General features: G+C 72.9%; 16 protein-coding genes. 11 read left to right on the forward strand and 5 right to left on the reverse strand.

What is annotated here, in order from left to right:
• Positions 1-20 precede the first annotated feature (20 nt).
• The 6 genes from ACYVLJ_RS44630 (at position 21) to ACYVLJ_RS44655 (ending at position 8126) form a co-directional block, all read left to right on the forward strand.
• Positions 21-1295 (forward strand): type 2 periplasmic-binding domain-containing protein, encoded by a 1275-nt coding sequence (locus ACYVLJ_RS44630; protein WP_460443260.1) that lies wholly within the window; start codon positions 21-23, stop codon positions 1293-1295.
• A 70-nt stretch (positions 1296-1365) separates the two neighbouring features.
• Complete coding sequence (locus ACYVLJ_RS44635; protein WP_460443261.1) at positions 1366-2307, forward strand: carbohydrate ABC transporter permease; 942 nt, start codon at positions 1366-1368, stop codon at positions 2305-2307.
• Positions 2304-3122: a carbohydrate ABC transporter permease gene (locus ACYVLJ_RS44640; protein WP_460443262.1), complete on the forward strand. Its 819-nt coding sequence runs from the start codon at positions 2304-2306 to the stop codon at positions 3120-3122. Before ACYVLJ_RS44635 ends, ACYVLJ_RS44640 begins: the two co-directional genes overlap by 4 nt.
• Positions 3122-4645: a beta-N-acetylhexosaminidase gene (locus ACYVLJ_RS44645; protein ID WP_460443263.1), complete on the forward strand. Its 1524-nt coding sequence runs from the start codon at positions 3122-3124 to the stop codon at positions 4643-4645. The genes ACYVLJ_RS44640 and ACYVLJ_RS44645 overlap by 1 nt, the downstream gene beginning before the upstream one ends.
• Before the next feature lie 95 nt (positions 4646-4740).
• Positions 4741-5439 (forward strand): GntR family transcriptional regulator, encoded by a 699-nt coding sequence (locus ACYVLJ_RS44650; RefSeq protein WP_451976272.1) that lies wholly within the window; start codon positions 4741-4743, stop codon positions 5437-5439.
• Positions 5440-5732: 293 nt separating this feature from the next.
• Entirely contained in the window at positions 5733-8126 is a 2394-nt protein-coding gene (locus tag ACYVLJ_RS44655) for a DUF7617 domain-containing protein (protein WP_460443264.1), read from the forward strand.
• A gap of 54 nt (positions 8127-8180) precedes the next feature.
• Here ACYVLJ_RS44655 and ACYVLJ_RS44660 read toward each other — a convergent pair whose 3' ends face one another.
• Genes ACYVLJ_RS44660 through ACYVLJ_RS44675 form a run of 4 tightly spaced genes read right to left on the reverse strand, consistent with a single transcriptional unit; the run spans position 8181 to position 12567 of the window.
• Entirely contained in the window at positions 8181-8942 is a 762-nt protein-coding gene (locus ACYVLJ_RS44660; RefSeq protein ID WP_451976263.1) for an MHYT domain-containing protein, read from the reverse strand.
• Between the two features lie 18 nt (positions 8943-8960).
• Positions 8961-9350, reverse strand: coding sequence for a DUF742 domain-containing protein (locus tag ACYVLJ_RS44665; protein ID WP_451976260.1), 390 nt, complete (start codon positions 9348-9350; stop codon positions 8961-8963).
• Complete coding sequence (locus ACYVLJ_RS44670) at positions 9347-9838, reverse strand: roadblock/LC7 domain-containing protein (protein ID WP_451976257.1); 492 nt, start codon at positions 9836-9838, stop codon at positions 9347-9349. The genes ACYVLJ_RS44665 and ACYVLJ_RS44670 overlap by 4 nt, the downstream gene beginning before the upstream one ends.
• Positions 9835-12567 (reverse strand): sensor histidine kinase, encoded by a 2733-nt coding sequence (locus ACYVLJ_RS44675; RefSeq protein ID WP_460443265.1) that lies wholly within the window; start codon positions 12565-12567, stop codon positions 9835-9837. Before ACYVLJ_RS44675 ends, ACYVLJ_RS44670 begins: the two co-directional genes overlap by 4 nt.
• Before the next feature lie 427 nt (positions 12568-12994).
• Between ACYVLJ_RS44675 and ACYVLJ_RS44680 the strand changes: the two genes are divergently transcribed.
• The gene (locus tag ACYVLJ_RS44680; protein WP_460443266.1) at positions 12995-14263 is read left to right on the forward strand and encodes a low temperature requirement protein A; all 1269 of its coding nucleotides are present in this window, start codon (positions 12995-12997) and stop codon (positions 14261-14263) included.
• Between the two features lie 25 nt (positions 14264-14288).
• Here the strand turns inward: ACYVLJ_RS44680 and ACYVLJ_RS44685 are convergent, their stop codons facing one another.
• Positions 14289-14711, reverse strand: a complete 423-nt coding sequence (locus ACYVLJ_RS44685; RefSeq protein ID WP_451976248.1) for an STAS domain-containing protein — start codon at positions 14709-14711, stop codon at positions 14289-14291.
• Positions 14712-15009: 298 nt separating this feature from the next.
• Between ACYVLJ_RS44685 and ACYVLJ_RS44690 the strand changes: the two genes are divergently transcribed.
• Genes ACYVLJ_RS44690 through ACYVLJ_RS44705 form a run of 4 tightly spaced genes read left to right on the forward strand, consistent with a single transcriptional unit; the run spans position 15010 to position 20076 of the window.
• Positions 15010-16554 carry an acyl-CoA synthetase gene (locus ACYVLJ_RS44690; RefSeq protein WP_460443267.1) on the forward strand — a complete coding sequence of 515 codons (1545 nt, stop codon included), beginning with the start codon at positions 15010-15012 and terminating at the stop codon, positions 16552-16554.
• Positions 16551-17315 (forward strand): crotonase/enoyl-CoA hydratase family protein, encoded by a 765-nt coding sequence (locus ACYVLJ_RS44695; RefSeq protein WP_460443268.1) that lies wholly within the window; start codon positions 16551-16553, stop codon positions 17313-17315. Before ACYVLJ_RS44690 ends, ACYVLJ_RS44695 begins: the two co-directional genes overlap by 4 nt.
• Positions 17312-19186: an acetoacetate--CoA ligase gene (locus ACYVLJ_RS44700; RefSeq protein WP_451976239.1), complete on the forward strand. Its 1875-nt coding sequence runs from the start codon at positions 17312-17314 to the stop codon at positions 19184-19186. Before ACYVLJ_RS44695 ends, ACYVLJ_RS44700 begins: the two co-directional genes overlap by 4 nt.
• Positions 19183-20076, forward strand: coding sequence for a 3-hydroxyacyl-CoA dehydrogenase NAD-binding domain-containing protein (locus ACYVLJ_RS44705; protein ID WP_460443269.1), 894 nt, complete (start codon positions 19183-19185; stop codon positions 20074-20076). The genes ACYVLJ_RS44700 and ACYVLJ_RS44705 overlap by 4 nt, the downstream gene beginning before the upstream one ends.
• Position 20077 lies beyond the last annotated feature (1 nt).

Below are 20077 nucleotides of genomic sequence, written 5' to 3' on the forward strand. Positions count from 1 at the left end.
CGCCCTCCCAGGAGTTCCCCGTGCGCAGAAGCACACTCGCCGCCGTGCTGGCCGTCACCGCCCTGACCGCCGGTGCCTGCGGGACCGACACCCCCGCCGCCCCCGCGCAGGGCGGCACGCTCACCGTCTGGCTGATGAACGGCGACCTGAGCGACAAGGCCACCGCGGCGATCGGCGCCGCCTTCGAGAAGGCCACCGGCGCCAAGGTCACCGTGCAGATCCAGGAATGGGACAACATCAACACCAAGATCAGCACGGCGCTGGCCCAGGACACCACGCCGGACGTCATCGAGATCGGCAACACCGACGTCCCGCTCTTCGCCGCCAACGGCGCGCTGACCGACCTGAACGCGCACCGCGCCGAGCTCGCCGCCGGGACCACCTGGCTGCCCGGCCTCGCCGGTCCGGCCACTGTGGACGGTCACCTCTACGCCGCGCCGCTGTTCGCCGGCAACCGCGCGGTCATCTACGACAAGCAGGCCTGGGCCGACGCCGGGATCACCGCGCCGCCGAAGACGTTCACCGAGCTCACCCAGGACCTCGACAAGCTCAAGGCCAAGCACCCCGCCCCCGACTACTCCCCCTTCCACTTCCCCGGCAAGTACTGGTACGGCGCACTGCAGTTCGTCTGGGACGCCGGCGGCCGGCTCGCCGTACAGAAGGACGGCAAGTGGGCCGGGGCCCTGGAAAGCCCCGAGGCGCACCAGGGCCTGCAGGCGTGGAAGGACTTCCAGAACACCTACTCCTCGGCCGCGTCCCGCAACGTCGACACCAAGGCACCCGACCAGGCCGCGATCTTCTCCTCCGGCGGTGCCGGCGCGATCCTCGACACGAGCGTCAACACGGTGGTCAAGAACAAGCCGGAGCTGAAGGACCGCCTGGGCACGTTCCCCTTCCCCAGCGCCACGCCCGGGAAGACGCAGCCGGTGTTCCTCGGCGGGTCCGACCTGGCCGTGGCGGCCAAGAGCCGCAACCAGGACCTCGCGCTCGCCTACCTCAAGGCCGCGACCGACCCGGCCGTGCAACGCGACGCGATCGTCGGCATCGACGGCTGGACCCCGATCTCGACCGAGCTGATCGACCAGGTGACGCCCGCCCTTTCGCCGGTCGCCGGCGCGTTCGCCACCGCCGCCAAGACGAGCGTCGCGACCCCGGCCACCCCGGGCTGGGCGACCATCGAAAGCGACAAGTCCATCAACACCTTCTTCGCCGACATCGCCACCGGGCGCCGAAGCATCGCCGACGCCGCGAAGGACTTCGACGCCCACCTGACCGAGGCGCTGAACGCCCACTGACCGGCGGTGTGGCCCGGCCGACTGCCGTCCCCAACCGGGCCACCCCGCCCCTTCCCGCGAAGGAGTCCCCGTGTTGCTCGAGAAAGCGCCGCCCGCGGCCCCGGAAAGACCGGCCACGCCACGCCGGCGACGCTCGCTGCTGCCCTACGGCCTCCTCCTGCCCGCGGTCGTCCTGCTCGGGCTCGTCCTGGGCTACCCGCTCGTGCGGCTCGTCGTCATCTCGACGCAGCAGTACGGCCTGCGGTCGCTGTTCACCGGGACGACGACCTTCGCGGGCTGGGACAACTACGCCGCGGTCCTCGGGGACGACCACCTGCTGCCGGTCCTCGCGCGCAGCGTCGGGTTCTGCGCGGCGCTCGTCGCGGGCACGCTCGTGATCGGGTTCGGCGTCGCGCTCCTGCTGCGGCGCCTGGGCCGCGGCATGCGCACCGCCGTCACCCTGTGCCTGATCGCGGCGTGGGCGCTGCCGAACGTGGCGTCCACTTTGGTCTGGCAGTGGCTCTTCCAGCCCGGCTACGGCGTGGTCAACTGGCTGCTGACGCGGCTCGGCTTCGGCGACCTCACCCAGCACGACTGGACGACGTCGCCCGCGTCGGCGTTCACCCTGGTCTGGCTGCTGGTCGTGTGGCAGTCCGTGCCGTTCGTCGCGCTCACGCTCTACGCGGGCCTTTCGCAGATCCCGCGCTCCTACTACGAAGCCGCCGCCCTCGACGGTGCCGGGCCGTGGCGGGTCCACCGCACCATCACGGTCCCGTTCCTGCAGCCGATCCTCGGGCTGGTCACGATCCTCTCGGTGATCTGGGACTTCACCGTGTTCAACCAGATCTGGATCCTCACCCAGGGCGGGCCGGGCGAAGGCACCACGACGCTGGGCATCTGGACGTTCACCCGCGCCTTCAGCCACAACGACTTCGGGCAGGGCGCGGCGATCGCCGTCGTCTCGGTCGCGCTGCTCGTCGGCATGACGGCCGTGTACGTGCGCCGGCTCGTCCGTTCCGGGGAGGACCTGTGATCCGGCGGTTCGGCCGCAACGCCACGGCGGTCCTCTTCTGTCTCGTGTGGATCTTCCCGGTCTACTGGATGGTGCTCACGGCGTTCAAGCCCGCGGGCAAGATCCTCCAGCCCACACCGGAGTTCCTGCCGTTCGACCTCACCTTCGGCAACTTCGCCGACGCCCTCGCCAAACCGGGGTTCGTGCCGGACCTCCTCAACAGCGTCGTGGTCGTCGTCGCGGTCGTCGCCCTGTCCGTAGTGGTCGCCTTCCTGGCCGCGACGGCGTTGACGCGCTTCCGGTTCTTCGGGCGGCGCAGTTTCCTGATCGGCGTGCTGGTGCTGCAGATGGTGCCGGTGCCCGCTTTGGTCATCCCGTTGTTCCTGAGCCTGAAGAGCGCGCACCTGCTGGACACGCTGTCCGGGCTCGTCCTGACGTACGTGGCGCTCGTGCTGCCGTTCACGATCTGGACGCTGCGCGGGTTCCTGCACGGCATCCCCGTCGAACTGGAGGAGGCCGCGATGGTCGACGGCGCGACGCGCGCCCGGGTCATGCGCTCGGTGCTGCTGCCACTCGTGCTGCCCGGGCTGATCGCGACCAGCGTGTTCGCGTTCATCACCGCGTGGAACGACTTCCTGTTCGCCTACGTGATCATGAAGGACAGTTCCGGCTACACGCTGCCGGTGTGGCTGGTGTCGTTCAGCACCAGCACGGGCACCGACTACGGCGGGCTCATCGCCGCGTCGACGCTGTTCGCGCTGCCCGTCGTCGTCTTCTTCGCGCTGGTGCAGCGCCACCTCGTCGAAGGCATGACCGCGGGCGCGGTGAAGGGCTGATGCTGATCCCCCACCCCGTGCGCCTGACGCGCCGCGCCGGTTCCTTCGCGCCCGCGGGCGGCCTGCGCGTGCTCGCGAACCACGGCGCCGAGCGGGCCGCCCGGCTGCTCGCCGGGTACCTGGCCCGGCCGGCGCTCCGGCACGGCCCCGCGATCCGCGTCGAGCTGGTACCGCAGGCGAAGCTGGGCCTCGAGGGCTACGAGCTGGACGTCACGCCGGTGAGCGCGCTCCTGACGGCGTCCACCGAAGCCGGGCTGCGCAACGGGGTCCAGACGATCCGGCAGCTGGTGCCGTTGCACAGCCCGCCGCGGCTGCCGTGCCTGCACATCCGCGACTCGCCGAGACTGCCGTGGCGGGGCGTGCTCCTGGACGTCGCCCGGCACTTCCTGCCGCTGGAGTTCCTGCGCGAGTTCGTCGATCTCCTGGCGCTGCACAAGTACAACGTGCTGCACCTGCACCTCACCGACGACCAGGGCTGGCGGATCGAGATCGACGGCCGGCCCCGGCTGACCGAAGTCGGCGCGTGGCGAGCGGAGTCGATGGTCGGGGCGGCGGGCAGCGACGTCTTCGACGGCGTCCCCCACGGCGGCTTCTACACCCAGCGCGAACTGCGCGGACTGGTCGCCTTCGCGGCCGACCGCGGCGTGCGGATCGTGCCCGAGATCGACCTGCCCGGGCACGTGCGCGCGGCGCTGGCCGCCTACCCCGAGCTGGGCAACCGGCCGGACACGCCGCTGCCGGTGTGGACCTCCTGGGGGATCAGCCCCGACATCCTCGGCGTCCACGACGGCGCGTTCGCCTTCTGCCGCGAGGTGCTCACGCAGGTCGCGGACGTCTTCCCGGCCCGGCACCTGCACATCGGCGGCGACGAGTGCCCCACGACGCAGTGGGCGGCGAGCCCCGTCGCGCGGGACAAGGCCACCGAGCTGGGGCTGCGGGACACGGCCGAGCTGCACCCGTGGTTCCTCGGCGAGCTGCACGGGTTCCTGACCGGCCTCGGACGGCAGGCCGTCTGCTGGGACGAAACCGGCCACGCCGCCGGCCGGCTGCCCCCGGAAATGGTCGTCACGGCCTGGCGCGACGCCGCCGACGGCGCTTCGGCCGTCGCCCGCGGCCACCAGGTGGTGATGGCGCCGCACACGTCGACGTACTTCGACTACCGGCAAAGCGAAGAACCCGGCGAACCCCCGCGCGAGGACGTCACGACCCTCGAGGACGTCTACCGCTTCGACCCCCTGGCGGGCGGGCTGCCGGTCAGCGACGGGACCCGGCCCGGCGTGCTCGGCACACAGGCCCAGCTGTGGACCGAGCACGCGCCGACCCCCGACCACGTCCGGCACCTGGCGTTCCCGCGGCTGTGCGCGCTGGCCGAGCGCGCGTGGTCGACGCCGGGACGCCGTTATGCTGAATTCCGGGAGCGCCTGGCCGGTCACCTCGAACGGCTGCGCGCCCTGGACGCCCTGCCCAAGGAGCGCGTCCGGTTCGCCGGCGCGGTCCCCGTATCCGGGAAGACGGTGCCTTGACCCCTGCGACATCCGGGGCTCCGCCCCAGGCCGGGGGCTCCGCCACCCAGAGCCCCCGAAAAAAGGGTGAAGAACCGGCGGACCGCCCGCCGACGGTGAAGCGCGACCGCGTCCGGCGGCACCTGCTGAAGGTGATCGAAAACGCCGGCCCGGGCACCGGGCTGGCCTCCGAACGCGACCTGGCCGCCGAGCTGGGCGTGTCCCGCCCGACCGTGCGGGCGGCCATCGACGAGCTGACCCGCACCGGGCTGCTGGTCCGCCAGCGCGGCCGCGGCACGTTCACCAGCCCGCAGAAGGTGACGCAGGAGCTCGCGACCGGGCTCGCCGTGCCACCCGCGGAAGGGCACTGGACCAGCCGGGTGGTCGCGTTCGCGATCGCCCCGGCGCCGCGGTCCCTGGCGGCCGAGCTGGAGCGGGACGCGGGAACGTCCGTGCTGCGCGTGACGCGCGTCCGCCACGTCGACGACGAGCCGATCGCGATCGAACGGCTCGCCCTGCCGGCGTCGCTGGTGCCCGGGCTGTCGCCCGCGGACCTGGAGTCGGGCAACTTCTACCGGCTGCTGCGCGAGCGGTTCGGGATCGTGGTGCAGGACGCGGTGCAGACGATCGAGCCGGCCGTCACCAACCCCGAACAGGCCGAGCTGCTGGAAATCGCCGTGTACGCGCCGATCCTGCACATCGAACGCCTGACGCGCGACACGACCGGGCAGGTGGTCGAGCTGACGCGGTCGTACTACCGGGGTGACCGGTACCGGATCACGTCGAAACTCCGCTTCGACGCCGAATCGGGCTGACACACATCCGGAAAATAAATCTTCGCCGAAACCCCTGCCACGCGCTTTTTAGCGTCCACTCATTACTCGAACGAGTGACGCCGTGACGGCAACCGGGTGATCACCGGCCCCGAAACCCCTCGTCACAAGGGGTGCCGATGATCGCGTGCCGATGACGAACTGCGCTGTTGGCTTCGCCTTTTCGGCGCCCGGGTGAGAGCTCTTCAGGAGTCTCACCCGGGCCGCATAGGATTTTCCTTCGGCCGGGAAACGATTCCCGGAAACCTCCGTCGCACAAGAATCGAGGACCGTTCATGCGAAGACGCATGCCGGTAGCAGCCTTGCCCCTGGTGCTCGTCGCGGCCACCGCCGTCGCGCTGCCCGCCACCGCCGAGGCCGCCACCGTCTCGGGGCTGACGAAGTCCGTGCAGGGCACCGGTTCCCCCACCGACCACGGTGCCACCGCGAACTGGGTCATCGGCTACGACGACCAGGCCACCGGGACCGGCGCCGCCACCATCACCGACGCCGTCGGCGCGGGCCAGGCGTTCCAGTCCGGTTCGCTGCACGCGCCGCCCGGCTGGACGCCGTCGTGGTCCACCGACGGCAGCACCTTCACCGGCACCGAACCCGCGTCCGGCGTGACCGCCGTCCGCGCGACGGACCCGGACGCCGGACCCGACGCGACGTCGGTGTCCGGCGCGCTCACCCCGCCCGTGCAGGCGGTCACGACCGCGACCGGCGGCGACGGCTTCACCCCGATCCTCCACCGCACCCCGTCCGGCGCGCTGCAGGCCTGGAACATCTACCACCACCTGGGCGCGACGTCGCCGAAGGTCGTGTGCACCGACCTCGCCACCGGCCAGCGGTGCCCGGGCGGCCCGTGGCCCAAGGTGCTCAACACCGCCCCCGGCCCGCTCGGCACCCTCGGGGCCGGCGACATCGCCAGCACCATGGTCGAGCAGTACGTGCACGACCCCGCCACGCCCGCGCGGGTCTACTACCCCGCCGTCACGGCGTCGTCCGTCGGCGTCGGCTGCCTCGACCTGGCCGCGGCGGCCAACTGCGGGTACTGGGCGCTGTCCCCCACCGGCGGGTCCCCGGCGGTGAACAGCATCGGCGGCTTCGTGGAAAGCGGCGGCAACCTGTACGGCACCGTCAGCTCCGGCGCCGTCGTCTGCTGGACGATCGCCAGCAGGAGCGCCTGCGGCGGCCAGCCGTACGCGCCGATCGTCCCGGCCGCCACCCAGCCGTACGTCTACGGCGCGCTGACCGTGGTGGCGGGCAAGGTGTTCGCGTCGACGTCGAGCCCCGGCACCGCGCAGCAGCCGTCCCTCGGCTGCTTCGACCCGGCGACGGCCACGGCCTGCGCCGGCTGGGCGGCTCCACGGCCGACGGGCCCGGCCGGCAACTACAGCTACAACGACTACACGGCCTTCGACCCGAGCGGCGCCCCGGTGGGCGCGTGCGCGACGACGACCGGCGGGCCGGACGTCACGACGTGCTACGCCCTGGACGGTTCCGCGCTCGCGGCCCCGCCGGGCCCGGCCGCGCTGCCGGCCGGGGTGTACGCCTTCCCGCCGGAGGTCGTCACCGATCCCGTCGGCCACGTCCGCACCTACCTGCCGATCTGGAACGGCGGCTACGCGGGCGCGGCGCTCTGCCACGACTGGACGACCGGCGCGGCGTGCGCGGGCCTGCCCGGCCCGATCACGCACCCGTCGGTGAACGGCGGGGCCACCCGGGACTACGGCTACACCTACGACCCGCCGTCCGGGTGCCTGATCGGGCTGGGCGACGCGGGCGTGCTGTTCTCGATGGACCCGGCCACCGGGGCCACCCCGTGCGTCCGCTCCGGCGGCCAGGTGACGCTGCGGCCGGCCGATTTCTCCTGTGACGGCGGGTCTTCGCACGTCCAGGGCTACACGGCGGCGCGGCTCAGCGGCGTCGACCCGGCGAACGTCGACTTCGCGGCGTCGCGGGTGACGGTGGTGGACCAGGCCGGCGCGACGGTGCCGACCCCGGGCTTCGCCCCGGACGGCTCGGTCGACCTCACCGGCGTCTCCGTGGCCGGCCACCCGTCGATCACCGTGACGACGACCCTGTTGCTGCACAACGGAACCGGCTTCAGCGGGTCGCTGGTGGTCGGCTACGCGGGCGACGCTCCGCAGGTGTGCTTCCGCACGACGATCTCCGCGGACTGCGCGGTGGCGTCCGTGGCGGACACGGCGACGGGCACCGACTCGACGGGTGCGTTCACGTCGAACACGGTCACGCTGCCGGTCGCGCCGGGCGCGTCGTGCACGCCGAAGGTCAAGGTGGAGAAGGAGATCTGCACCTCGACGTCGGCCGCGAAGTGCGGCCCGGGCGGCGCCGGACCGTGGGCGAAGCAGACGGGCGTGGGCCTGCTGGGCCTGCTGAACGCGACGGCGTACTGGCGGATCACGGTGACCGACCTCGGCCCGGTCGGCATCACGTCCGCACAGGTCGTGGACACCGTGGAGCCGTCGTGCCGGACGGGCCCGTTCTCCCTGGCGGCCGGGCAGTCAGAGCAGGTGTACTGCTCGACGTACGCACTGCTGAGCCTGTTCCCGATCACGAACCAGGCGAAGGCGAGCTACGTCCCGGCGAACGCCCCGGCGGGAACACCGCCGTCCCACACGGGCTGGTCCTCGGCGACGGCGTGTTCGCTGTTGTGCGTCCTGTAGGGGGCTGAGGTGACGGCCCGCGGGGACGCTCCCCGCGGGCCGTCCGCGCGCAGCTCACACCGTGACGGGCGCCCGCTCCCCGGCGACGGCCTCCGGCCGCACCGCCGGCGCCATCAGCACCGCGCACAGCGGGACCGCCATCGCGATCGACGCCAGGACGAACACCGGGAACAGGAAGGAAAACACCTCGAGGCCCGCCGGGTCCGGGGCGTTCATGTCCATGTGCATGCGGACCGCCGCCATGCCCGTGTAGTGCATGCCCGTCACCGCCGCGCCCATCACGAAGCCCGCCAGCAGCCGCAGCGAGAGGCGGTCCAGGAAGACCGCGAACCACAGGGCCGCCGTCGCCGCGACCACCGCGATCACCACCGACAGCGCCACCAGGCCGCCGTCGTAGGTGAAGTCGCCCTTCACGCGCAGGCCCGACATGCCCGTGTAGTGCATGACGTTCACCGCCAGGCCCGTGATGACGCCGCCCAGCGCGAGGCGCCACCAGCCGAACTTGGCGCGGCCGCCCACCACCACGAGCCCCGCGAACACCGCCGTCACCGACAGGATCGCCGAAAGCACCGTGCGGAAGACGTCGTAGCGGACCGGCATCCCCGGGGTGCTGAACCCGAGCATCGCGACGAAGTGCATCAGCCAGATGCCGACGCCGCCGATCGAGACCGCCGCCAGCACCAGCCAGCGCATGCGGTGGGCGGGGCTCGCCGCGTGGCGGGCCTGGACCGCGCAGGCCAGCCCGAGCGCGCAGCCGACCACCGACGTCAGGTACGCCAGCACGAGCAGCCAGTGCCCGAGCGCGAAGTGCTCCATGATCAGTCCTTCCCGGTGCTAGAGGTCGCGCAGCCCGTGCAGCACGCGTTCCATCAGGTCGTGGCGCTCGTCCCAGGTGGAGGTGTCGGTGAGCGTGTCGCGGACGATCACCAGGTTGTCCTGCATCAGGTCCGACACGAGCACCCGGACCACGCCGAGCGGCAGCGCCAGCAGCGCGGCGATCTCCATCAGCGACCGGGGCCGGGCGCACAGCTCGGTGACCTGCGCCAGCGCGCTCGACGAGTGGTAGAGCGCCTCCGCCCGGCCCGCCGCCGTGGTTTCGACGAGGGCCTCGACGGCGATCTCGACCGCCGGTGCCGTCCGGCCTTCGGTCCACGCGTAGGGCCGGGCCAGCGCCGGGCTCCGGCGCGGCTCGTCCCCGGCGAAGCCGGACGGCTGGTCGGTCACCGCCGGTCCTGCGCCACCTCGCGCGCGGGCACGTCGACCTTCTGCCCCACCCGCTCGACCAGCATCGTCATCTCGTAGCCGACCAGCCCGATGTCGCAGCCGGTCGAGGCGAGGACGACCAGGTTGGAGCCGTCGCCCACGCTCATCAGCAGCAGGAACCCCTGCTCCATCTCGATCACCGACTGCACGACCCGGCCGGCGGTGAACAGCTCCGCGGTGCCCAGCGACAGGCTCGACAGCCCGGCGGCGATGGCCGCCAGCTGGTCGGCGCGCTCGCGGGGCAGCGCCTCGTCGGCCGCCACGAGCAGGCCGTCGGCCGAGACCAGCACGGCGTGCGCGACCCCCGAGACGTCCTGGACGAACCCGTTGACCAGCCAGTTCAGCGTCGCCGTCCGCTCGGGCGGCGCGGCGGGGCCGGGGAACGGCAGGGTCCCGCTGAGGGCCCGGGATTCGGCACGTCTCGGGTGCACGTCGGGAAGTTCCGTCATCGCGGATCCACTTCGTCCTTTCCGGATTCTTCGGCGCGGGCCGCGGTCTCCTGCCGGGCCGCGCGCATCCCCTGGTAGTGCCGGGACAGGCTGGTGCGGACGGCGGCGGCGTCCCGGAACGCACCACCGGTCTGCGCGCGCACGCGCGGGAAGACGGCCCCGGGAGCGAGCTGCGCCCCCGGCCGCCGGGTCGGCAGCCCGGCCTCGGTGAGCTGCTGCGCAACGGCGGGCTTGAGAGCGCTTTCGGCGGCCTGCCGCGCGCGGTCGGCCGGGGTGTCCCATTCGCCGACCGCGGGCTTTTCCGGCCGGGCAGCCGGCTTTTCGACGGAGGTGGGCCAGTCGGCCGCCGGGATCGCGCCCGGTTCGTTCGACGCCGGAGTGTGCGCGGCGGCCGGGGTTTCGTCGGCGGAGGCCGGTTCCGCGGTTGCGGCCTGCCCGGCGCGGTGCGCGGCGGAGGTTCCGTTCCCGAGGGCAGGTTCGGACGCGGCAGGCGGCTCGGCCGGGCGCGCCGCGGAGTTGCCGTTCCGGTGCGCCGGATCGGTTACGGGCTTTCCGTTCCGGCCCACCGGATCGGCCGCGGAAGTTTCCTCCCGGCCGGGCGAATCGGCCACGGCGGGCTGCTCTCCCGGGGAGAGCCGGGCGGCCGGACCACTGCGCTCCGCCGCCGGCTTCGGCCATTCCACCGCCGGGGACTTGTCCCGCTGCGGCCACGCCGGCTTCGCGGCCGGCTCGGTGAACCAGCTCGTCACCACCTGCTCGAAGATCGGCGTCGAGGCCTGGGCCGGCACCACCGGGGGGCGGGCGTGGCCGTTGCGGGACGCGGCTGCCGTGGCGATGCGGCCGGCGCCGATCGGGCGGGCCAGGTCGGCGATCACCAGTGCCCCCGGCACGTGCACGCTCGCCGTGACACCCGCGTGCCGCGGGCCCGTCCCCGTCGCGCGCAGCCGCACCGTGACGCCGTGCAGGGCGGCCAGCCTGCCGACCACGAACAGGCCCATCCGCCGGGTCGTCTCCGGGCCGACCGTCGCCGCCGCGGCGAGGCGTTCGTTCACCGACGCGAGCTCCTCGGGCGTCATGCCGAGGCCCTGGTCGACGACCTCGATGAGGAGCCCGCCGTCGGCGCCGCGGTCGGCCGTCAGCGCGACCTTGTGCTCCGGCGGGGAAAACCGCGTCGCGTTCTCCAGCAGCTCGGCGAGGATGTGCACGACGTCCGCGGCCGCTTCGGGCTGCACCGAGCTGCGCGGCGCGTTGCCCAGCGCCACCCGGCGGTAGTCCTTGACCTCCGACGTCGCCGCGCGCAGCAGGTCGCGCGTCGGCACCGGCTCCCGCCCGTGGCGCACCGGCCGGCCGCCCGCGAGCACGTGCAGGTTCTCGCCGTTGCGGCGCAGCCGGGTGGCGATGTGGTCGACGCGGAACAGCTCGTCGAGCCGGTTCGGGTCCTGTTCGCCGGCCTCGAGGTCTTCGATGATCGACAGCTGCTGCTCGACCAGCGACTGGCTCCGCCGCGACAGCGTCATGAACATCTCGCTGACCTGCTTGCGCAGCTCGGCCTGTTCGACGGCGAGCCGGACGGCCTGGCGGTGCATGTCGTCGAAGGCGTGGGCCAGCTGCCCGATCTCTTCTTCCGTGTGGATCCCGGCCGTGGGCACCGCGCGCCAGTCGACTTCCGTGCCTTCGCGGACCTGCCGGACGGTCTCGGGGAGCTGCTCGTTCGCCGCGCGCAGGGCGGCCGCGCGCAGCCGGCGCACCGGCGTGACGAGCGACCGCACGACCAGCAGCGCGATGGCGAGCGCGCCGAGCAGCGAGCCCAGCACCAGGGCCGTGTCGCGCAGGGAGTCCGAGCGGGCGTCGTCGGCCGCGGAGGACACGTCCGAGGACAGCGACGCCGCGACGTCGTTGAGCACATTGGTGACGCCGGTGGTCTCCGCGGTGATCGAGGGCAGGAAGGACGCGAGTGCCGCGCCGCCGTTCGCGGGATCCTGCAGGGCTTCGCGGCGGCTGTCGCCGGTGCTCATCGCCGCGCCGAAGCGGGCCAGGAGGTCGCCCTTCAGCCGGTGCTCCGCCTGTTCGCCGAGCACCTCCTGCTCGGCGACCGTCTGCACGACGGCCGCGCGCAGCGACGCGTCCTCCGGGCTGTTCTGCGCCGCCCGCGCGTAGGTCTCTTCGGTGGCCAGCTCTCCGCGGAGGTGCACCAGCAGCCGCGTGGTCTCCGCGGTGTCGCCGCCGACGTCGGCGGGCACGATCGCGGGCACGAGGTCGCCGAGGGTCGCGATGATGTCGTTGTAGCCGGCGGCTTTCGTGCGGACGTCGCCGCCGCCGGCCCCGGCCGCGCGGATCCCGGCGAGCTTGCCCAGCGCCGTGTTGAGCGCCCGGCCGGTGTCGGCGGGCAGCGGCGCGAAGCCGGTGTCGCGCTGGATCGCGGCCACCTTGGCGTCGACGGCGGCGGTCAGCGTGTTCGGCGCGCCCGCCGGGACCGCCACCGCGGCGACCATCTCCTCGCCCAGCGAGGCGGTCAGCTCGACCGTGTCGCGCAGCACCGGCAGGCGGTCGCGGGCCGCGCTGAGCTCGGTGGCCCGGTCGAGCTCGCCCTGGATCCGGACTTCGGCGAGCGCCACCGCGACCAGGACGGGCAACAGCAGCACGACGCTGATCTTGGTGCGGACGCTCCAGTTCGCCGGCCACCACGCGGCATCCGCCGGCAAGCGGGGCGTGGATCTGCTTTCGTGCATGGCGAAACCGCTCGATTCCCAGCCGCGTGCGGCCGATGTCGAACTCGGACAGGACGGGAGGGCCCCAGGGTCCGATCACCCCTCGCTGATCGAGCCGACCAGCAGAGAACAACACGCGCCGCATGCTTGTCAACCCTAAGGAGCGGCGTTTCGGAAAGCCGGATTCGAATTCATCACGATCATTGCGCGCGGTTCACGCATCGTGTCCCGGCGGTCGCTGCTTGCACACCGTACAAGTGATGTTCGCCCAGCTCCGGGCCTTACCGCGCGGCAATCGACACCCCCTTCGCGCTGTCGTCGGAATTACCCACAAAGACCACCGGAACCATTTCGTGGCGAACTCGGCCATTGATCGGGTGGTTTGTTATTAATTCCCTCACCCCGCCCGGATGAGACTCCCGACCGGGAAGGCGGCAGAATCGCGGCCGTGACCGATGTGGACGACTCCGGAGACGGCACGACGCCCGGCAAGCGCGTCGGGTGGGTCGAGCTGTACTTCGACCTGGTCTTCGTGTTCGCGGTGGGCCAGGTGGCGCACGGCATGGTGGCGGACCCGCACTGGATGCGCGCCGCGGCCGCGCTCGGCCTGTTCGCGACGCTGTGGTGGACGTGGATCGGCTTCGCGGTGCTCTACAACCGCCGCGGCGACGACAGCCGCGCCGCCGACCGGCTGGTCGTCCTGGCCGGCACGATCCCCTGCGCGATCGCGGCGACTCAGGTGCACCACGCCTTCGAGGGGCACCCGGAGATCTTCGCGGCGGCGATGGCGGCGGTCCGCCTGATCCTGTCGGCCGCGCACCGCTGGCCGGCCCGGCCCGGCCTCGACCAGGGCCGGATCACCTGGGGCTACCTGTTTTCGGCCGTGCTGTTCGGGATTTCGGTGGTCGTCCCGCACACGTGGGCGCTGTGGGCGCTCGCGCTGCTGCAGGAGGCGGGGTTCCTGCTGCTGGGCGACCGGCCGCGCCGGCGCCGCGGCGAGCACCGGGAGCGGCCGACGCGGGCGGCGCGCTGGCGGGCGTTGTGGAAGCCGCCGCACGACCCGAACCTGGCGGTCGACTCGGCGCACCTCGCCGAGCGCTTCGGGCTGTTCATGATCCTGCTGCTGGGCGAGCTGGTGATCACGGTCGGCACGGCGGCCCTGGAGCGCCCGGCCGACGACCTCGCGTACTGGTCGTCCCTGGTGTCGGGGCTGGTGATGGCGGGCGCGCTGTGGTGGCTGTACTTCACGTCGGCGGCGCAGATCTACGAACGCATGCTGGACCTCTCGGGCGGCAACCCGGCATTGGCGTATTCGTTGTACGCGGGCGGCCACCTCTTCCCGGCGTTCGCCCTGCTGCTCATCGCGGCGGGGGTCAACCTGTCCCTGCACGAGTCCCCGCCCCAGTCGGCGGCCTGGTTCACGACGGCCGGCGTGGCGATGTACCTGGGCGGCACGCGCGTGTTTTCGACCGGCCGGATCCCGAGGTGGTACACGGGCCCGCTCCGCGCCGCCGCGCTGGCCGCGACGGTGTGCCTGGCGCTGCTGGGCCGGATTCTCCCGGCGCCGGCCGTGGTCGCGGTGATCACCGCCTGGGCGGTGGGCGCGACGGCGGTGGCGGCGGGCATGCGCCACCGCGCGCGCACCAGCCGGTTCGGCGGCGACCCGGTGGCGTTCCTGCGACGCATCGAGGAGGAGCGGCAGCGCCGGGCCGGCTGACGCCGGCTCGCCACCTTCCGCGGGCCTAGTTCGGGATCTCCGTCGCCCGTTCCCAGCCCGACGGCAGTTGGCAGACGTTCAACGCGTGGTCGAGGCCGCTCCCGGCCAGGGCCCGCCGCACGACGCGGTTCTCGCCGGTGATGATGCGGAGAGCGGTGTTCTCGCGGACCGTCCGGACGTGGATGTCGGCGAGGACGGAAAGCCCGGCCGCGTCCAGGAGGTCGACCTCGGACAGGTCGAGCACCAGGACCGGGAACCGCCGGTGCGCCCACGTGCTGAGCACCGACGCGAGCTCGACGGCGCTGTCCTCGTCGAGCGCGCCGCTGATCCGGACCATCACCGCGCCGAAGTACGGCCGGATCACCTTGATGTCGAACGCGCTTCGCTCGGCCGGGGGAGGCGGCGACGCCATCGGGATCGCCGTCGCGGGGTGCTGCACGACTAACATCTTGAGTACGCCTTCAGTCGCGGTTGGCGCGCCGAGCGGTGTCCACTGCCCGCTCGGGCGCCGGCAAGTCGAGGGAGGGGCGGCTGCTCCTGAACCGCCCTTCGCAGCCTAATACTTGATCCAAACGGCGCAACCCCGCCAACGGCCGAACCGACAGTCACCCACAGTCGGCCGAAAGCGCGTATTCCCGGCGTCCGCACCGAAAACCACGTCCGCGGGCGCCCGCACTTGACAGCCCGTGCGGGTGACCTTCATGCTCGATGACGTCTCAGGGTTCCTGATATAAGGAGGTGTCGGCGTGCCCCGCCCCCCGGCCGACTTCGGCCTCGGCAGCTGGCCTGCCCGGCGTGCGCGGATCTCCCCCGGCCGCACGGCGCTCGTGCAGGCCGGCCGTTCGCTCACCTACGCGGAGCTGGCCGGCCGCGTCGAACGGCTGGCCGGCGCGCTGGCCGGGCTCGGCGTGCGGCCGGGTGACCGCGTCGCCTACCTCGGTGTCAACGACGTCACCGTGTTCGAAACCCTCTTCGCCACCGCTCGCTGCGGCGCGCTCTTCGTCCCCCTCAACTACCGCCTGTCCGCCGCGGAAATCCGCTACATGCTCGACGACAGCGGCGCTTCCGTGCTCGTGCACAGCCCGGACACCGACGAGCTGCTGACCGGGACGCTGCCCGGGACGCTGCGGCACGTCGTCGCGACGCACCCGGCGTCGTGCCCGGCCGGCGGGCTCGACTACGAAGCGATCGCCGGCGACCCGCCCGCCGCCGAAGTCCGGCTCGACGACCCGTGCCTGCTGCTCTACACCTCCGGCACCACCGGCCGGCCGAAGGCGGCGGTCCTCACCCACGGGAACCTCACCTGGAACACCGTCAACCAGCTGGCCCACCTCGACGTGCTGGGCACCGACAAGGCGCTGTGCATCGCGCCGCTGTTCCACTGCGTCGGGCTGGGCCAGATCACGCTGCCGACGCTGTTCAAGGGCGGCAGCGTCGAACCGGTCGCGAAGTTCGACCCCGGCACGATCCTCGGCCGGATCGGCGACGCCGGGATCACGAGCTTCTCGGCCGTGCCGACCATGCTCGACATGCTGTGCCGCCACGAGGCGTGGGACCGCACGGACCTGGGTTCGCTGACGTGCGTGCTCTACGGCGGATCCCCGGTGGCCGAGCGCGTGGCCCGCGCGTGGCTCGACCGCGGCGTGAAGCTCCTTCAGGGCTACGGCATGACCGAAGCCTCGCCGGGCGTCTCGATGGCCACCCACGAAGGCACGCTCGACCACCCCGTCGCCGCGGGCGTGCCGCACTTCTTCACCGACGTCGCCGGGCTCGGTCCCGGCCTCACCCCCGAAGCGCTCGGTGAGACGCCCGCGGAGCTGCTCGTGCGCGGCCCGCACGTCTTCGGCGGCTACTGGCACCGGCCCGAGGAGTCGGCGGCGAGCTTCGTCGACGACTGGTTCCGCACCGGCGACGTCGTCCGCGTCGAAGCCGACGGCTGGGCCCACGTCGTCGACCGGGTCAAGGACCTGATCATCTCCGGCGGCGAGAACGTCTACCCCGCCGAGATCGAAGCGGTCGCCGTCCGGCTCGACGACGTCGACGCCTGCGCCGTGGTCGGCGTCGCCGACGAGCGCTGGGGTGAGACCGGCGTGGCCTTCGTCGTCCGGCGGCCGGGCGCGCGCCTGGACGAAGCCGCCTTCCGCGCCCACCTCGAACAGCACCTCGCGCGCTACAAGGTGCCGAAGCACGTGCAGTTCCTCGAAGCCCTGCCCGTCAACGCCACCGGCAAGATCCGCCGCGTCGAGCTCCGCGCGCGAGCCGCCGCGACCTTCACGAACGGACCCGCATGATCCCCTCTTCCCTCTGCCTGGAGCAGTACGGCGAGATCGCCGTGCTGCGGCTGGCGCGGCCCGAGAAGCGCAACGCCCTCGACGACGCCACCGTGCTCGGCCTCGAGGCGTTCTTCGGCGCGCCGCCGCGCGAGGTCAAGGCGGTCGTGCTCGACGCCGTCGGCGAGCACTTCTCGGCCGGTCTCGACCTCGCCGAGCTGACCGAGCGGGACGCGTTCGAAGGCCTGGAGCACTCGATGATGTGGCACCGCGCGTTCGAGCGGCTCGAACGCGGGCGCGTCCCGGTGGTCGCCGTGCTCAAGGGCGCGGTGGTCGGCGGCGGCCTGGAGCTCGCGGCCGCGGCGCACATCCGCGTCGCCGAGTCCTCGGCGTTCTACGCGCTGCCGGAGGGCCAGCGCGGCCTGTTCGTCGGCGGCGGCGCGTCGGTGCGGGTGCCGCGGCTGATCGGCGCGCACCGGATGGCCGACATGATGCTCACCGGCCGCGTCCTCGACGCCGACGAAGGCCACGCCGCCGGGTTGTCGCACTACCGCGCCGAAAACGGCCTCGAGCTGGCGCTGGAGCTGGCCCGCAAGATCGCCGCGAACTCGCCGATCACGAACTTCGCCGTGCTGCAGGCGCTCCCCCGCATCGCCGAGGCCAACCCGGCCGAGGGCTACCTGATGGAGTCGCTGATGGCCGCCGTCGCGAGCGGCAGCGCCGAGGCCAAGGACCGGATGCGGGCGTTCCTGGACAAGCGCGCCGGGAAGGTCGGCCGATGACCGGGATCGGCCGGTACCTGGACTGGCTCGCCGCCCGGGGCCACGAGTTCGACGGCTACGCCGCGCTGCACCGCTGGTCGGTGACCGATCTCGACGGCTTCTGGTCGTCGGTCAAGGACTTCTACGGGGTGCGCTTCCACTCCCCCGCCCGCGCGGTCGTGCCCGACCCGCGGATGCCGGGCACCGAGTGGTTCCCCGGCGCGACCCTCAACTACGCCGAACACGCGCTCGGCGGCCCGTCGGACGACGTCGCGGTCATCTCCTACTCGCAAACGCGCGAGCGCACCGAGCTGACGTGGGGCGAGCTGCGGGACCAGGTCGCCCGGGTCCGCGCCGGGCTGCGCCGGCTCGGGGTCGGCCGCGGCGACCGCGTCGTGGCGTACCTGCCGAACATCCCCGAAGCCGTGGTCGCCTACCTCGCGGTCGCGAGCCTCGGCGCGATCTGGGCGTCCTGCGCACCGGAGTTCGGCGCCCGTTCGGTGGTCGACCGGTTCGGCCAGATCGAGCCGCGGGTCCTGCTGACCGTGTCCGGCTACCGCTACGGCGCCAAGGACGTCGACCGCCGGGCCGAGGTCGCCGAGATCCGGGCCGGGCTGCCGACCGTCGAGCACGTCGTCCACGTCCCCTACGGCGACCACGACCTGCCCGGCACCTGGAGCGACCTGCTCGCCGAAAGCGATCCCGGGTTCGAGCCCGTCGGCTTCGCGCACCCGCTGTGCGTGCTGTTCTCCTCCGGCACCACCGGCAAGCCGAAGGCGATCGTGCACGGCCACGGCGGGATCCTGCTGGAGCACCTGAAGAACCACGGCCTCAGCTGGGACCTGCGCCCCGGCGACCGGATGCTGTGGTTCTCCACGACCGCCTGGATGATGTGGAACGCGCTCGTCTCGGGGTTGCTCACCGGCGCGTCGATCGTGCTCGTCGACGGCAACCCGCTGCACCCGGACCTGGCGTGGCAGTGGCGGCTGGCCGCCGAAACCCGCGCGACGCTGATGGGCGTGAGCCCGGGTTTCCTGATGGCGTGCCGCAAGGCGGGCCTCGACCCCGCCGGGGAGTACGACCTGAGCGCGCTGCGGCAGCTCGGCGCGGCGGGCAGCCCGCTGCCGGCCGAGGGCTACCACTGGGTGCGGGACGTCTTCGGCCCCGACGTGCTGCTCAACGTCGGCAGCGGCGGCACCGACGTCTGCACCGGGATCGTCCAGGGCGGCCCGCTGCAGCCCGTCGTCGCCGGCGAGATCTCCGGGCCGTGCCTCGGGGTCGACGCGAAGGCGTTCGACGAGCACGGCACACCGGTGGTCGGCGAGCTGGGCGAGCTGGTGATCACCGCGCCGATGCCGTCCATGCCGGTCGGGTTCTGGGGCGACGACACCGGCGAGCGCTACCGCGAGACGTACTTCGGCACCTACCCCGGCGTCTGGCGCCACGGCGACTGGATCCGGTTCTCACCCGAGGGCAGCTGCGTGATCGCCGGCCGTTCGGACGCGACGCTCAACCGCGGCGGCGTCCGGCTCGGCACCGCCGAGTTCTACGCCGTGGTCGAGGAGCTGCCGGAGGTCGACGACTCCCTCGTCGTGCACCTCGAAGACCCGGCGGGCGGCAACGGCGATCTTCGGCTCTACGTCGTGCTGCGGGAAGGCACCTTGGACGCCCCGCTGCGCGAGAAGATCGCGAAGGCGTTGAAGAGCGCGCTGTCGCCGCGGCACGTGCCGGACGTGATCACCGCCGTCCCGGTGATCCCCCGCAACCGCACCGGGAAGAAGCTGGAGGTGCCCGTGAAGAAGCTCCTGCTCGGCGCGCGGCCGGAGGACGTCGTCGGGAAGGACGTCCTGGCCGATCCCACCGCGCTGGACGCCTTCGGGGCGCGCGCATGAGCACCGTCGCGGTCGTCGGCACCGGCGTGATCGGCGCGAGCTGGGCCGCGCTCTTCCTCGCCCACGGATTCGACGTCGTCGCCACCGACCCGGCGCCCGGCGCCGAGGAGCGGCTGCGAAGCGCGCTCGAAGGGACGTCGACGGATCGGCTGCGCTTCGTCGCCGACGCCGGCGAAGCGGCCTCGCTCGCGGACTTCGTGCAGGAGAACGGACCCGAGCGCGAAGACGTCAAGCACGCGGTGTTCGGGGTGCTCGACGAAGCCGCGCGGCCGGACGTGATCCTGGCGAGCAGTTCGTCCGGGCTCCTGCCCAGCGCCATCGCGCGCGGCTGCCCGGAGCACCCCGAACGCGTGGTGGTCGGGCACCCGTTCAACCCGCCGCACCTGATCCCGCTCGTCGAGGTCGTGCCCGGCCGCGACACCGCGCCCGAGGTCGTCGACCGGGCCGTGGCGTTCTACGCCTCGGTCGGGAAGCGGCCGATCCGGCTGACGCGGGAAGTGCCCGGGCACGTCGCGAACCGGCTGCAGGCCGCGCTGTGGCAGGAGGCGTACTCGCTGGTGGAGCGCGGGATCGCGACGGTCGCCGACATCGACACCGCCATCTCGTACGGCCCCGGCCTGCGCTGGGCGGTGCTCGGCCCGTTCCTCAACCAGCACCTCTCCGGCGGCGCGGGCGGCCTCGCGCACGTCCTCGCGCACCTCGGGCCGCCGACCGAAGAGTGGTGGCGCGACCTCGGCCGCGTCCACCTCACCCCGGAGCTGGCCGAGACGCTCGTCGCCGGGGTCGACGCCGAGCTGGCCGGCACCGACGACCAGACCCTCGTCGCCGCGCGCGACGCCGTCCTGCACCGCTTGCTGGCTGCCAAGGCCGCGCAGCCCGACCTGCCCTGAC

This window comes from Amycolatopsis stemonae, from assembly GCF_054781455.1.